Raw genomic sequence first — 14,268 nt, 5'->3', positions numbered from 1 at the left:
AGACCGCTGGTGAAGCGCTGGCTAGGGTCTGAGAAGGAAGGTCACCGGGCCATCGTTGGCCAAGTCGATAACCATATGGGCACCGAAGCGCCCGGTTTCCACCCCGCCGCGATGTTTTTCGCGACAGATCGCCACCAATTGATTGAACACCTGTTCAGCCTCCTGCGGCGGTGCGGCGGTGCTGAAACCAGGCCGGTTGCCGGAGCTGGTGTCGGCGGCCAGAGTGAACTGACTGACCAACAGCAGGCCACCAGCGGTGTCGGTGAGCGAGCGGTTCATCTTGCCGGCGGCGTCAGCGAACACGCGGTAGCCGAGCATGCGCTCGGCCAGGCGCCTGATCTGCGCGCCGCTGTCGCCAGGTTCGACGCCGACCAGAGCCAGCAGCCCTGGGCCGATCTGACCGACGGTCTGCGCATCGACCGTGACCGAGGCCCGGGTGACGCGTTGGATCAGTGCAAGCATGGACATTCCCAGTGAGCAAACTGTGCCGCGCAGCATGCCCAGCGCTCCTGGCCTTGGCACGCGCGGGCCTTCGCCGGTCGCGCTGTTTAGAATTGCGCCGATGAAACCTGATGTTCGCGCTCGTCTGCTTTACGCCTCCGCAGCCATCGTAGGCCGCCTGCCGTGGCCGCTGCTCAAACGCTTGGCCGACATACTGGCCTGGAGCTGGCGCAAGCTCAATGCACGCGAGGCACGCGTGGCACGTCGCAATCTGAAGTTGGCGTATCCGGAACTGAGCGCCGAACAGCGTGCGCGGTTGCATGCCCAAGTCCTGCAATCGACGGCGCGCCAGACGCTGGAAGTGCTGCGCACCTGGACCCGCCCGCCGGCCGACAATCTGGTGCGGCTGCAACGCAACGGCCAGGAGCTCTACGACGCGGCGCTGGCCTCCGGGCGTGGGGTGATCGTGGCCGCGCCGCACTTCGGCAATTGGGAACTGCTCAATCAGTGGCTGTCCGAGCGCGGGCCGATCGCGATCGTGTACCGCCCGCCAGAGTCCGAGGTGGTGGACGGCTTCCTGCAACTGGCACGCGGTGGCGACAACGTGCGCCAGGTGCGTGCCGAAGGCCCGGCGGTGCGGCAGCTGTTCAAAGTGCTGAAAGAAGGTGGTGCGGTCGGCATTTTGCCCGACCAGCAGCCCAAGATGGGCGATGGCGTGTTCGCGCCGTTTTTCGGCATTCCGGCCCTGACGATGACGCTGGTCAACCGGCTCGCCGAACGTACCGGCGCGATCGTGCTGTACGGCTGGTGCGAACGTGCCGATGCAGACCTGCAGTTCGCACTACATGTACAAGCGGCCGACCCGGCGGTAGCCGACCCGGACCCGGTGCGCGCGGCCAGCGCGCTCAACGCGGGGATCGAGCAGATCGCCCGGCGCGACCCGGCGCAATATCAGTGGACCTACAAGCGCTACACGCTGCGCCCGCCGGGCAGTGGCCAGGCCAATCCCTATGCAACGGAGCGGCATCCTCACTGACTCCGGTTGAAGGCAGGTCCGATGACGCAAAGCGCCGCGTCGGCGTCGGCAACGACCACCGAACATTCAATCGTCGTGCGGATCGCTCGGCGTGGTCAAAATCCGCTGATAAAACGCCAGGTCCAGCCAGCGACCGAACTTGAAACCGACCTCGCGCACGGTGCCGGCATGGGTAAAGCCGAGCTGTTCGTGCAAGGCGATGCTCGCCTGATTGCTGGTATCGATGCCGCCAACCAGCACGTGCACGCCATGTTTTTCTGCCGCAGCGATCAAGCCCTGCAGCAAAGTCCGCCCCAGCCCTTTGCCGCGATGATCGCGATGTATGTAGATCGAATGCTCGACGCTGTACTTGAACGCCGGCCAGGCGCGAAACGTACCGTAGCTGGCGAAGCCCATCAAGGTGCCGTCGGCGTTCTCGACCCCGATCACCGGAAAGCCAGCCGCGCGCTTGGTGGCAAACCAGCCGACCATGCTCTCCGGCGACCGCGGTCGGTAGTCGTAGAGCGCGGTCGAATTGGCGATGGCATCGTTGAAGATGTCCAGAATGGCACTGGCATGACGCGCTTGGCTGCAATCGATGAGATGCATGGGATCTATCAGCTATGGCAGTCGTCCGATTAAAAAGCATTGCCAGGCGATGAACAACGCGGCTGCCATGCAACCAATTCGCATCTGCACCGCCACACAATCTGCAGCGGCTGGATGCAGCGTTCTACCCGGTCTGGCGACTGCCTGTTGCCAACCACGCGACAATGGCACGCGCGATCACGTCATGGCCGCGGCTGCGGTCGCCTTGAAGTGGCCGTGGCAATCCCCATCTGGAGTCATGCATGAGCAGCTCCGTCCCCTCTCCCAGCGCACAAGCCTTCGGCAACCCGGCGGCAATACGCTGCGAGCGCGCCGCTTTTGAACTGCGCGCCGGCCGCCCAGTGCTGCTGACCGCGGTCGACGGGCAGGCGCGCGCGGTGCTGGCGTTGGACAGCAGCACGGCGCAGTCGTATGCGGCATTCGCATGCGCCGCGCAGGGTCGCTACTACCTGTTCGTGACGCCCACCCGCGCCCAGGTACTGGGATTGAGCGCGCCGCAGGGTGCGCGCGTTGACCTGGTCGACCACAGCTACGAGCAACTTGCCGCGCTGGCCTATCTGCGCGATACCCCGGTACTGACGCAGTGGACGCCCGGCGACGCGCTTGACGCAGGCGCGGTGGAGATCGCGCGGCTGGGATTGCTACTGCCGGCGATGCTGGCAGTTGACCTGCGCGACGCAGACGACCATGCCGCCTTCGCCGGCTGCCAATCGCTGGCGCTGGACGACCTGGGCACCGGCTGCGCCAAATCCGCGGCGGTCGGCTACGAATTGGTGACCCGCACATCGATGCCGTTGCGCGGCCTGGGCTTGAGCGAATTCGTGGTGTTCCGCGGCGGCGTTGCGCAGCGCGACCAAGTAGCGATCGTGGTCGGCCAGCCGGACCTGACGGCCGCAGTGCCGGTGCGCGTGCATTCGTCATGTCTGACCGGCGATCTGTTCGGCTCGCTCAAATGCGATTGCGGCGACCAGCTACGGCATGGTCTGGCCAAGTTGAAAGAGCTTGGCGGCGGTGTGCTGCTGTATCTGGACCAGGAAGGCCGCGGCACCGGCATCGCCTCCAAGATGCGTGCCTACGGTTATCAGCATGCAGGCCTGGATACCATCGATGCCGATGCGCAACTGGGTTTCGGCCCTGACGAGCGCCGCTACGGCAGCGCGGTCGCGATGTTGCGTGGCCTGGGCATCAGCCGAATCCGTTTATTGACCAACAACCCCGCCAAAGCCGAACGCCTGCGCGCGGCCGGCATCGCGGTCGAAGACCGCATCCCGATCATCGGCGATGTCACCGCCGAAAACGAACAGTACCTGCGCACAAAGTCAGCGCGCGCCGGGCATGCGCTGGATGTGGACGCACTGCTCCTGGCGGCTCGGTAAGCTCGCTCCGGCATCGTCGTCAGCACCTTGCCGATAAGCGCGGACCAGTTGCACAACCTGCAGCGCATCTGTGGTGGTTGCCATTCTTCAGCGCGAGTGCATGTGCCGAATGATGGTGCGGCCTCTGTCAGGCCCGCTCACCACCTGCCTGCGTGCGTTTTCTTACGCCGCTTGCACAGCGAGCAGTGTGCGTCCACGACACCTGGGCATCGGTGAAGCAAGCCTGCCTGCACCGGATGCGCGCTCACCTGGCAGCCGGCTATGCTTGCGGCGAACCGCTTCTGCAGGCCCGCCTCGTGCACGACGCTCCACCGCCGCCCCCCGATGTCATCGTCCACCCTGCTCCGGCAGAGGCGCAGGCTGTGAACCACACGCATTGGCAATCTCTACCGCGACGCGGCGCTTATGTGGCGGCGGTCAACGGCGCGCTCGGCGGCGGATGCGCGTGCCTGATCGCGGCCGGCGTGACGGTCACGGTGCTGCACGCCTGGCACTACTGGCCGGTGATGCTCGGCCTGACCCTGGTCGCCGCACTGCTGGGTGCCTGGTTCGCAGTCAAACGGCATCGGCTCACCCATTGGAAACTCGACCCCCACGGCCTAGCGCTGCAACGCGGCCACCTGTGGCAAAGCGATACGCGGATTCCGATCTCTCGCGTGCAGCACGTGGATTTGCGCCGCGGCCCGATCGAACGCGCCACGCAGCTGACCACGCTGGTGGTGCACACCGCCGGCAGCCGGCTCAACGCGGTGGCGCTGTCGGGGCTGGATCAGGGCGATGCCGAGCGGTTACGCGACCGCCTGGCCCGCCAGCTCGATCACGACGACGATGCGCTGTGAGTGCCATCGAACATTGCGGGGGCGACGAGCAGCGCCTGCATCCGTTGTCGTGGGTGTTTGTGTTGCTGCAGCAGATCCGCCAATTCCTGATTCCGCTGGCGGCATTGATCCTGTTCGGCAGCCGCGACGGCAATCGCGATTTCGCCGATCAGATCGTCACCTGTGTGGTCATCGCGGTACTGGTGGCGATTTCGGTGCTGCGTTACTTCACCTATCGCTACCGCATCGGTACCGATGGCGTGGCGATTCGTAGCGGCCTGCTGGAACGCAGCCGGCGCGATATTCCGTTCGCCCGCATCCACAACGTGGTGGTGCATCAATCGCTGCTGCATCGGCTGGCTGGCGTAGCCGAAGTGCGGCTGGAATCGGCCGGTGGCCAAAAGCCGGAAGCGCAAATGCGCGTGCTGCGGCTGGACCAGGCATTGGCGCTGGAAGATCTAATCCGTCGCCGCGCCAATGACGCCGATGCCACTGCACCGCAGATCGACGACGACGGCACCTTGCTGCGCTTGCCGATGGCCGAAGTGATCCGGCTGGGTCTGATTTCCAATCGCGGTATGGTGGTGGTGGCTGCCTGCTTCGGTGTGAGCTACCAGATGATTCCGCGCCGCACGGTATCCAACTTCCTCGAACACAACGGCAAGCTGGCGTATCACTATGTTAGCCAGATCCATCCGGGCGCCACGGTGACTGCCGCGCTGCTGGTAATCGGCTCTTTAGCACTGTTGATCGCGATGCGCGTGTTGTCGGTGGCCTTGGCGACGGCGCAGTACTACGGCTTTCGTCTGAGCGAATCCGAGCGCCGCCTCACCGTGGAGCGCGGGCTGCTGACGCGCATTCGTAGCAGCGTTGCGTTGCGTCGTATCCAGTCGTGGACGCTATACGAAAGCCGCCTGCATCGCCTGTTCGGTCGTCGCCGATTGCGTGTGGATACCGCAGTGGTTGGTTCCGGCGATAACGAAGGCAGCGCCTTGAAAGAGCTCGCGCCGATCGTCGATCCGCAACGCTGCGATGCTTTGTTGCAGCGCCTGCTGCCTGGCATTGCTTGGCCACCCGCGCAGTGGCAGTCGATCGCCACGCATTGCTGGTGGCGATTGAGTCTGCCAACACTGTTACTGCTGCCGCCGCTGGTGGCCGGCCTGGCCTGGCACTGGGGCAGTCAAGCGTTGTGGTTGCTGCTGTGGCTGCCGTGGAGTGTATTCAAGGCACATCGCCAAATGCAGCACATGGGCTATGCGGTGGATGCGCGCTATGTGGCCGTGCGTGGCGGCTGGTGGAAGCGCTGGTGGCGACTGGCCGAGCTGGACAAATTACAGGCGCTGCAACTGCAACGTTCGCCTTTGGATCGCCTGTCAGGCACCGCCACGCTCTGGCTGGACACAGCCGGCGCGAGCCAGACCGGGCCGAACTTGCGGCTGCGCTTTGTGCCGTTTGCCCAGGCCCAGGCGCTGCAGGCGCAACTGGACGCGGCGCTGGCGCGCCGCAAGCTGCTTTGGTGATCGGCGTTCACTATCAGGTCGGCGATGAGTGCGGGCGAACATATCGACACGCGCGTTGTCGCCGATCACGCTCAGCGCTGCGCCGGGCCCCAATACCCAAGCTCGCGCCGGATCTGCAGCCCACGCCATAGCGCACCCAACGGCTTGCGCCGCAGCATGCCGAGTTTGCCGGCAATGAAATCCTCGGTCGCTGCAACCACCCGCTCGGAAGACTGCCCATCGCGATACGGATGGATCGCGTCGGCATAACTGGCCAGCGCGCTGCGCAGCCTCGCATCCGGCGCCAGCGCGCGCGCCAGCTGCTGCGGCAACTGCTCAGGTTGCTGGAAATCCAGCATATGCGGCTGCGGCATGCGGTTGTGGAAGGTCACCACCGGTTTGTGCTGCACCACGAACTCGGACACGATCGATGAGGTGTCGGAGACCAGCACATCGGCCGCACGCTGCGCGGCCATGACTTGTTCGGGCTCGACAAAACGTGCGTTGGCACCGGCCAGCGCGCGATAGCGATCGAATAATTCCGGTGCGCACTTGGGGTGCAAGGTGAGTAGCCAGTAATGCGCACCGCGTGCGATATCGGCGGCGATGTCATCGTAGAGCGTCGGCGCAGCGCTCAAGCGCTCGGTGAAGGTCGAGCCGAACAGTATCACTGGGCGACCGCTAGCTGGCGCGCGCAGTGCGGCACTACGGCCGCCATCGTCGCGGAACACCGGGTCGAGTTTGGGCCAGCCGGTTTCGACCACCGCGAAATGCCCTTTGCGCTGCGCCAACGCACGGAACGGCGCAGTAGTGGCCGGACCTTGCGAGCAATACAGATCGAACAAGCCGCGCACGCGGAAATGCCCGCGATTGTCTTGGCGTTTTTGCACGTTGAAACCATGGAAGAGCTGCACCTTGGCGCCCGAAATAAACGGCGGCACCCAGTTGGCCGCGCTGAGCACTGCGCGCGGACGCAAGGCCAGCACATCGCGCAGGCCGACCTCGCGCACACCCGGCATCACCAACCCGCGTGCACCGTCCTCGAACCAGGCCGACACTGCGTGACCGGAGGCCTGTAATGCCTGCGCCAATGGCGCCAGAATAGGCAACGCGTAACGCTCCGTTGCGAACAGCAGGTATTCGGCCATCACATGTCCTCTTCGACCGCACTCGACGAACGGCCTTGCATTTCCGCCTGCATTATCGCGTTCAACGAGGCCGATCGCCTACGCGACTGTCTGACCTCGCTGGCGTTCTGCGACGAGATCGTGGTGGTGGACTCCGGCTCCACCGACGCAACCGTGGCAATCGCGACAGCGCAGGGTGCACGCGTACTGCAGCGCGTCTTCGACGGCTATCGCAGCCAGAAGGCCTTTTGTGTCGGGCAGGCCAGCCACGACTGGGTGCTGTGCCTGGATGCCGACGAACGCGTGAGCGACGCGTTGCGCGCGTCTATCGTTGCCGCACGCGATGCCGGCTTCGCCAATGCGGCCGGCTATCGGTTCGCACGGCTATCGGATTATTTCGGCCGATTTCTGCGCCATGGCAATGCTTATCCGGATCGGGTGCTGCGATTGTTCGATCGACGCCGTGGCGGCTGGCGCGGCAATCGCCAGATCCATGAGGCGGCCAGTGTCGATGGGGCCGTGGTGACGCTGGCGGGCGACTTGATCCACTATCCGTATCGCTCCCTGGCGCAGCAATTGGCCAAGACCCAGTGCTACGCGCAGATGATGGCCGAGCACGAGTACGCTCGCGGCAAACGCGCGACCTGGAGCAAGCTGGTGCTAGCACCGGCTTGGCGTTTCTGGCGCGGTTATCTGCTGCGCGGTGGGTTTCGCGACGGCTGGCACGGGCTGATCTACGCCTATGTGCGCGCCAATTACGTGCGCCAGAAGACCATCGTGCTGTGGCTGTTGCAGCACGATCAACCGGTGCAGGACCCGCCGCGGGCGGACGATCAGTGCGACGACTAAGTCAGTGCGACGACTAAGAGCGGCTAACACCACCACTGCACTCACGCCAGGCAGCGATCAGTACCTCCAATCCGCAGCACCCGGCTACATTCCGGTTGTCAGCACGAGATCTGCAACCACCAGATTAGGCCTTGTTAGCCGCGCCAGCTGCGGCCTGCTGCGCTTGGCGCGCCGCCAAGCCGGACAGCACACCCACCATCGCCGTGTAGAAACTCGCCGATACCTGGTGCGCGAACATCGACTGTGTCAATCCGCACAATGCGTAACTCATCACGATCATCACCCCGGCCGCTGCCGGGCCACGGAACTCACGCTGCCCGCTGCGTCGATGCAGACGTACAAAGACCAACAGCGGCACGCCATAGACCGCGATCAGCAGAAGCACCCCGGGGATGCCCTGGGTCGCCCCCCACTCGGCCAGATCGTTGTGCGCGTGACCAAGATGACAGCGCAGCAACCAAGTATCGCCTGCGCATACCGGCAGTTCGCGCATCGCATCATCGAAACGGCCGACACCCACGCCGGTCAACGGATGCGCTTTCAAGGTGTCCCACGCCACATGCAAACGTTCGATACGAGCACCGGCAGACGAATCGCTGTCGCCGACTTCGTAGCGCTGCAAATCGCTTTGCAGCTCGCCAAAGCGCATCTGATCGGTCAACGCCGGCACGCTGACGACCACGCCCACCCCCAGTACGGCGCTGCCCACGAAAGTCAGCAAGCGCATGCGTGCGCTGTGCCATGGCGCGCCCCAGATCAACACGCCCAAAGTCACCAGCAACGACAGCCACACACCGCGGCTGCCGCTGAGCACGATCACCATCATCGTGGCGATGGCGGCGCCAACCAACCAACGCACATTGCCGACCGGGCGACAGAACACCGCCACCACCAGCAACATCAGCGCCATATCGGCAAACACAATCGCATTGGTCCAACCTTCCGCGCGGTCGGCACCGTTCATCACCTGCAGCATGGCAATCAGCATCGCCGCAAACACACCGGCCACCGCACCGCGCCATAGCCAGACTTGGCGCGGCTGCAATGCGTAGGCCCACAAAGCCGCCCATGGCAGCACCAGAAAGCGCGAACGGTTGTCGACGTCGCGCAGCCCGTGTTCGAACAACGCAATCGACAGCAACGACATCGCGATCACCGCTGCCGTCAGCCAGCACAGCGCGCGTAGCGACCAACTACACGAGGCGATGCCCACGCGCAGGCTGGGCCAACCGACCAGCGAGCCAAGCAACAAGCACAGGCCGAATGGCAGCAGCCCGCTCGGCATGCCGACAACCAGCGCGGTCAACGCGAACACGCCCAGCTCGGCGATACCCACGCCTACCCGCGATGCGATAGGGGCAGACTGCGGGAGAGAAGCGGGCTGAGTGCGCAAGGAATTCATCGAAACATCGGTGGAGAAAGGGAGGCAAAGCAGGCGACAGGCATCGGCAGCCTGCCAAGATAACGATGCTCCGCATGAATCCTTGCCAGACAGCAACCAGCACGGGCATTGACGCAGTACAGATGGCACCGCGGACGTGCGCTCGGTCGCTTCGTTCGCTGCCTCATTCGGAATCCAGGTTGCCCTGCTCCTTTTCTTCAACTGCGCGCTCATTGGAGTCGGCCACGCAGTCGCCGTGAACTGCATCGGCCGGCACCAGCCACCAGCGGCGGCGATTGGCCACACCCACCAATTGGCTGCGACTGCGATCCACACAGGCCAGCAATGCGGTCTCCTGCGCCATCAACCAGCGCCGGTCAGGTTGCGCTGCCTGCCAAGCCACACCCTGCTGCAATTGTTTTTCCCATGGCACCTTGAAGCCGAAGGTCTGCGCAGGGCGGTCGGCCATCAGCAGGTTCTGCTCCTTCCATGCCACCAGCCCGAGCTGCGCATCCGGGCCGATGCGGTGCCCGGCTTCGCGCATCACCGCGTTCGCCGAGCTGGAGTCGTTGAAGATGGGGTAGCAGACCAGACCGAACGCCACCCACCACGCGCCAAGCAGCGAGACCAGCGCAAGCGCGGAGTGGCGCACCTGCAACAACAGCAGGCTGGCGATACCCCACAGACCGACTGCCAGCAGCAGCCAACCCAGCGGGCCGGTCGCTTCGCTGCCGACCCCGCGGCTATCCATGATCTTCTGCTCGAAGCCTGGATGCCCGATCAGCATCGCCGCGCCACCGGCGCTGAACAGCGCCGCCAGCAGCAATCCGAATCCGAACAGCAGCCGCTGCACGCCGACCCGGCGCAGCAGGCCCGGCGCCAACGGCGCCAGAGCCAGGCAGAACATCGGCAGAGCCGGCAGGATATAGACATCGCGCTTGCCGCTGGGAATGGTGAAAAATACCAGCACCAGCAACCACCACCCCAGCGGCAGCAGATAGCGCGGATCCCGCCGCCGCAGCCGGCGCCGCCAGGCCGGGACCGCCCAAGGCAGCAACAAAATGGTCGGCAGCCACAGCGTGGCCATGCTCTGCAGGTGGTACCAGATCGGCTGCGCGTGATCCCAGGAACTGGCATAGCGCTTGGCGGTCTGGCGCAGCAGGATGTCGTTGAGATACACGCGGTATTCGGGCTGGCCGGCGGTCAGTGCGGCCACCATCATCGGCACGAACCACAGCCCGATCGCGACGGAGAAAAACAGCGGCCCCAGCCAAAAGCGCCGATCGCGCACATACACGCGCACGCCTGGCCAGCGCCGCGCCGCGGCAATCCCGGCCGGAATCAGCATCAGCAGCGCGATCACGCCCACCCCCTTGGTGATCACGCCCAGCCCGGCGGCAAACCATCCCAGCGTCCACCAGCGCCAGGCAGGCCCCATCAGCAGATGGCGCAGCAGCCCGTAATTGGCCAGGGTGATCCAGAACACCACCAACGGATCGATCTGCGCCTTCTTGGCCTGGAAGGTGAAGTGCAGCGTAAACAGCAGCATCCAGGCCGCATATGCACCCACGCGCCGGGTCCACAGCCGCCGCCCCAGGTCGTACACGCAGGCCAGCGTGCCCAATGCGGCCAGCAGCGACGGCAGCAGGAAGGCCACCCGCCAATTGCCCAGCAGCGTGTAGCACAGCGCCTGCAGCCACATCAGCATCGGCGGTTTGTCCGAATACAGCTCGTTGCCGCGATGCGGGAACAGCCAGTCACCACTGGACACCATCTGCTTGGCGACCAGCGCAAAGCGCGGCTCATCCGCCGGCCACGGGTCACGCAAGCCCAGGCCTGCGCCGATCACCAACACAGCGGTGATGGCCAGCAGCCAGAAATCTTTGGAAGCACGGGTCTTGAGCATGTCGGGCCGCAATGGACGCAAAAGGTGGAGCGCTACACTCAGCGCGCGATCAAGAGGCTTTTAGCAAAAGCGCGTAGAAAAATCCGTCGCAGTGCTGCTCGCCTGGAAACCGCTGACGCCCCGGACCTGCTGCATGACCGAACTGCGCAGCCAACGGCCGCGCCTGTGCATCCGGGGTGCGCTGCAGAAACGACTCGACCTGCGCTTTGTTCTCGCGCGCAAGCAGCGAGCAGGTGGTGTAGAGCAACTGCCCGCCCGGCCGTAGCGTGCGCCAGGTCGCATCGAGCAGGCGCGCCTGCAGTCCAGACAAGGCATCGATATCGTCGGCGCGGCGATGTAGCAACACGTCGGGCTGACGCCGCACCACACCGGTGGCCGAACAGGGAGCGTCCAGCAACACCGCATCAAACCGCTGCCCGTCCCACCAAGCTTCTGTATCGGCGGTATCGGCGGCATGCAGTGCCACCTGCGCGCTCGGTACGGTTCGCCGCAAGGTCTGCTGCACGCGTTCCAGTCGGCGCGCATCCACGTCCAGCGCGGTGAGCTGCAAACCGGGATGGCGTTCCAACAGATGCGCCGCTTTGCCGCCGGGCGCAGCGCAGGCATCGAGCACGCGCGCCGATGGGGTCAGCGTCAGCGCATCGGCCACCTGCTGCGCAGAACCGTCCTGCACCGAGACATCGCCTTGGGCAAAGCCCGGCAACTGGTTCACCGGCACCGCGTTGTGCAGGCGCACCGCGTCCGGCAACGTTGTATCGGTCTGCGCGCCGATACCCAGTTCGGCCAGACGTGCAACGTAAGCGGCGGGGTCGGTACGCGAGCGCTGCACACGCAGCCACATCGGTGCTACCTGCGCACTCGCTACAAAAATGGTCTCGGCGTGATCGCCCCAGTCCGCACGCAGTTGCTTGCGAAGCCACGATGGCCAGCCGGCATCGGCCGATACCGCCGGAAACCCTTCGCGCTGCGCGCGCCGCAGGACCGCGTTGACCATGCCGGCCTGACGCGGCCGGCCGAGCGCGCGGCACGCGTCCACGGTGGCCGACAGTGACGCATGCGCGGGTAGTTGCAGCACATCGAGCTGGGCGAAGCCGGTCATCAGCAACGCCTTGAGTTCGGCATCGCGTCGCGGCAACGGGCGCTCCAGCCACTGCCGCAATGCGACGTCGTAGGCTGGGTGGCGGCGTATCACCGCAAAACAGATCGCCTCCACTAACGCGCGGTCACGCGGATCGCTCACGCCGGGCAAGGTCGCAGCCAGTTCGGCCTTCAACGAGCGACCCTGATCGAACACTGCCGTCAGCACCCGTGCCGCAGCCAGGCGCGAGGCAACGCCAGCGGTCGCGGTATCGGCCGACATCAGCGCAGCGCCGGGAGATCGCGACGCGCGTTGAGGTAATCGGCAGCAGTGATCGCCTTACCGCCCTCGCGCTGCAAAACGCGCACCTGCAACGCGCCCTCACCGCAGGCGATGTCGATGCCCTGCTTGCTGGCCGCGAGCAACCTGCCCGGCGGCTGCTGGTGGGCCAGATCCAGCGCCACCGCGCCATGCAAGCGCACGCGCTCGCCTGCCAGGATCGCCTCGGCCACCGGCCACGGATTGAATGCACGCACGCGCCGCGCCAGTTCCTGTGCCGGCTGTGCCCAATCCAGGCGTGCTTGCGCTTTGTCCAACTTGTGCGCGTAGGTCACGCCTTCGGCAGGCTGCGGTTGCGCGACCGGGCGAATGCCGGCACGCAGCAAACCCAGGCCATCGGACAGCACCTGCGCGCCCAGCGCGGCCAGGCGATCGTGCAGCTGCCCGCCGGTTTCCTGCTCGCCGATTTCCAGCCGTTGCGACAGCAGCACCGGGCCGGTATCCAAACCGGCTTCCATCTGCATCAGGCACACCCCGGTTTCGGTATCGCCGGCCTCGATCGCGCGCTGGATCGGCGCGGCGCCACGCCAGCGCGGCAGGAGCGAAGCATGCACGTTCCAGCAGCCATGGGTTGGCGCGGCCAGCACGGCCTTGGGCAGGATCAAACCGTAGGCAACCACCACCATCAAATCGGCATTGAGCGCACGCAGTGTGGCCAACGCCTCGGGCGAACGCAGGGTCTGCGGTTGGAACACCGGAATGCCACGCGCGATTGCTTCCAGCTTGACCGGCGACGGCGTCAGCCCACGACCGCGGCCGGCAGGTCGATCCGGTTGGGTATAGACAGCAACCACTTCATGCCGCAGCGCGGCAGCGCGCAACGAAGCGACGGCGAAATCCGGCGTACCGGAAAATACGATTTTCATTGAGCGGGGATTCGAAAGTGGAGACTTGGTATTCGCAACGGCGGATGCGGCGACCGGGGTGAGACTCGGCGTAACGGTAAGGCCGGGATTCGGGAGTTGGGATTCGCAAGGGCGGATCCGACGCGATTGGCGCCAGACCCGGTGCTTTCTGCGGGAAATGGCTTGTCCAATCCTGAATCAATGCCGGCTTTCAGACCCATCTGGGCACGCGGACCGCGCGTCGCAATGAACGCATGCGCCATACCCCTCAAGACACGCGCAACATTGAATTGGGATTCCCGATTGGAGATTGGCAACAACGGAGTCGGTAACCGGTCAGAAAACCCGCTTTTCCAATCCCGACTCCCCAATCCCAGCCGTCAGGCCACATGCTTGCGCTGTTTGGCCAGCTTCTTGCGCACCATCTCGCGCTTGAGCGGCGACAGATAATCCACGAACAACTTGCCGTCCAGATGGTCGATTTCATGCTGGATGCACACCGCCAGCAGGCCGTCGGTGCTCAGTTCCTGCGCCTGCCCCTGACGGTCGAAATAACCCACCGTGATTGCATCGGCGCGGCTGACATCGGCATAGATGCCCGGCACCGAGAGGCAGCCTTCCTGATACAGCTGCTCGCCTTGCTTGCTCACGATTTCCGGATTGATGAACACTCGCGGGAGGTTTTTCTCGTCGCTGACGTCGATCACCATGAAACGCTTATGCACGTCCACCTGACTGGCAGCCAGGCCGATGCCGGGCGCCTCGTACATGGTCTGGAACATGTCGTCGAGCAACGCCTGAAACGCCGGGCTGGTAACCTCGGCAGCATCGACAGGCACTGCCTTGGTACGCAGCCGCGGGTCGGGAAATTCGAGAATAGGGAGCAAAGCCATGGGATTACCGGTCTGGAAACACCGGCGCTGCGCCGGCAAGACGGTGCCATTCTAGCGCAACGCTTGCGTGGCACCCCGGTTTCTGGACTATA

13 protein-coding genes are annotated in these 14,268 nt (G+C 64.9%); 5 read left to right on the top strand and 8 right to left on the bottom strand.

From position 1 onward, the window contains the following. Positions 1 to 21: 21 nt before the first annotated feature. Positions 22 to 462, bottom strand: coding sequence for a D-aminoacyl-tRNA deacylase (gene dtd / locus J5I97_RS18805; protein WP_208588148.1), 441 nt, complete (start codon positions 460 to 462; stop codon positions 22 to 24). Between dtd and J5I97_RS18800 the strand changes: the two genes are divergently transcribed. Next, complete coding sequence (locus tag J5I97_RS18800) at positions 461 to 1,477, top strand: lauroyl acyltransferase (RefSeq protein ID WP_208588146.1); 1,017 nt, start codon at positions 461 to 463, stop codon at positions 1,475 to 1,477. The genes dtd and J5I97_RS18800 overlap by 2 nt on opposite strands. 66 nt (positions 1,478 to 1,543) lie before the next feature. On the opposite strand, the gene J5I97_RS18795 is transcribed toward J5I97_RS18800, so the two are convergent. Next, positions 1,544 to 2,065 (bottom strand): GNAT family N-acetyltransferase, encoded by a 522-nt coding sequence (locus J5I97_RS18795; RefSeq protein WP_208588144.1) that lies wholly within the window; start codon positions 2,063 to 2,065, stop codon positions 1,544 to 1,546. Between the two features lie 242 nt (positions 2,066 to 2,307). Between J5I97_RS18795 and ribA the strand changes: the two genes are divergently transcribed. The 3 genes from ribA (at position 2,308) to J5I97_RS18780 (ending at position 5,779) form a co-directional block, all read left to right on the top strand. Beyond that, a complete protein-coding gene (gene ribA, locus J5I97_RS18790; protein ID WP_208588142.1) occupies positions 2,308 to 3,441 on the top strand; it encodes a GTP cyclohydrolase II RibA in 1,134 nt (377 codons plus the stop codon). 362 nt (positions 3,442 to 3,803) lie between these two features. Beyond that, positions 3,804 to 4,280, top strand: coding sequence for a PH domain-containing protein (locus J5I97_RS18785; RefSeq protein ID WP_208588140.1), 477 nt, complete (start codon positions 3,804 to 3,806; stop codon positions 4,278 to 4,280). Next, positions 4,277 to 5,779, top strand: coding sequence for a PH domain-containing protein (locus J5I97_RS18780; protein WP_208588139.1), 1,503 nt, complete (start codon positions 4,277 to 4,279; stop codon positions 5,777 to 5,779). Before J5I97_RS18785 ends, J5I97_RS18780 begins: the two co-directional genes overlap by 4 nt. 71 nt (positions 5,780 to 5,850) lie before the next feature. Here the strand turns inward: J5I97_RS18780 and J5I97_RS18775 are convergent, their stop codons facing one another. Beyond that, the gene (locus J5I97_RS18775) at positions 5,851 to 6,909 is read right to left on the bottom strand and encodes a CDP-glycerol glycerophosphotransferase family protein (RefSeq protein WP_208588138.1); all 1,059 of its coding nucleotides are present in this window, start codon (positions 6,907 to 6,909) and stop codon (positions 5,851 to 5,853) included. Here J5I97_RS18775 and J5I97_RS18770 point away from each other — a divergent pair, their 5' ends adjacent. Beyond that, positions 6,910 to 7,734 (top strand): glycosyltransferase family 2 protein, encoded by an 825-nt coding sequence (locus tag J5I97_RS18770; RefSeq protein WP_208588137.1) that lies wholly within the window; start codon positions 6,910 to 6,912, stop codon positions 7,732 to 7,734. 124 nt (positions 7,735 to 7,858) lie between these two features. Here the strand turns inward: J5I97_RS18770 and J5I97_RS18765 are convergent, their stop codons facing one another. From J5I97_RS18765 to def, 5 genes are all read right to left on the bottom strand, one after another. Beyond that, a complete protein-coding gene (locus J5I97_RS18765; protein ID WP_208588136.1) occupies positions 7,859 to 9,136 on the bottom strand; it encodes an O-antigen ligase family protein in 1,278 nt (425 codons plus the stop codon). A 163-nt stretch (positions 9,137 to 9,299) separates the two neighbouring features. Further along, positions 9,300 to 11,021: an ArnT family glycosyltransferase gene (locus tag J5I97_RS18760; protein ID WP_208588135.1), complete on the bottom strand. Its 1,722-nt coding sequence runs from the start codon at positions 11,019 to 11,021 to the stop codon at positions 9,300 to 9,302. Between the two features lie 49 nt (positions 11,022 to 11,070). Beyond that, positions 11,071 to 12,381, bottom strand: coding sequence for a 16S rRNA (cytosine(967)-C(5))-methyltransferase RsmB (rsmB, locus tag J5I97_RS18755; protein ID WP_208588133.1), 1,311 nt, complete (start codon positions 12,379 to 12,381; stop codon positions 11,071 to 11,073). Beyond that, positions 12,381 to 13,304 (bottom strand): methionyl-tRNA formyltransferase, encoded by a 924-nt coding sequence (fmt, locus tag J5I97_RS18750; protein ID WP_208588131.1) that lies wholly within the window; start codon positions 13,302 to 13,304, stop codon positions 12,381 to 12,383. The genes rsmB and fmt overlap by 1 nt, the downstream gene beginning before the upstream one ends. Positions 13,305 to 13,663: 359 nt before the next feature. Further along, positions 13,664 to 14,176 (bottom strand): peptide deformylase, encoded by a 513-nt coding sequence (gene def / locus J5I97_RS18745; protein ID WP_208588129.1) that lies wholly within the window; start codon positions 14,174 to 14,176, stop codon positions 13,664 to 13,666. Positions 14,177 to 14,268: the final 92 nt, after the last annotated feature.

The sequence above is a fragment of the Xanthomonas fragariae genome (assembly GCF_017603965.1).
Classification (GTDB): Bacteria; Pseudomonadota; Gammaproteobacteria; order Xanthomonadales; family Xanthomonadaceae; genus Xanthomonas; species Xanthomonas fragariae_A.
This window is presented reverse-complemented; position numbering and strand designations above follow the sequence as displayed.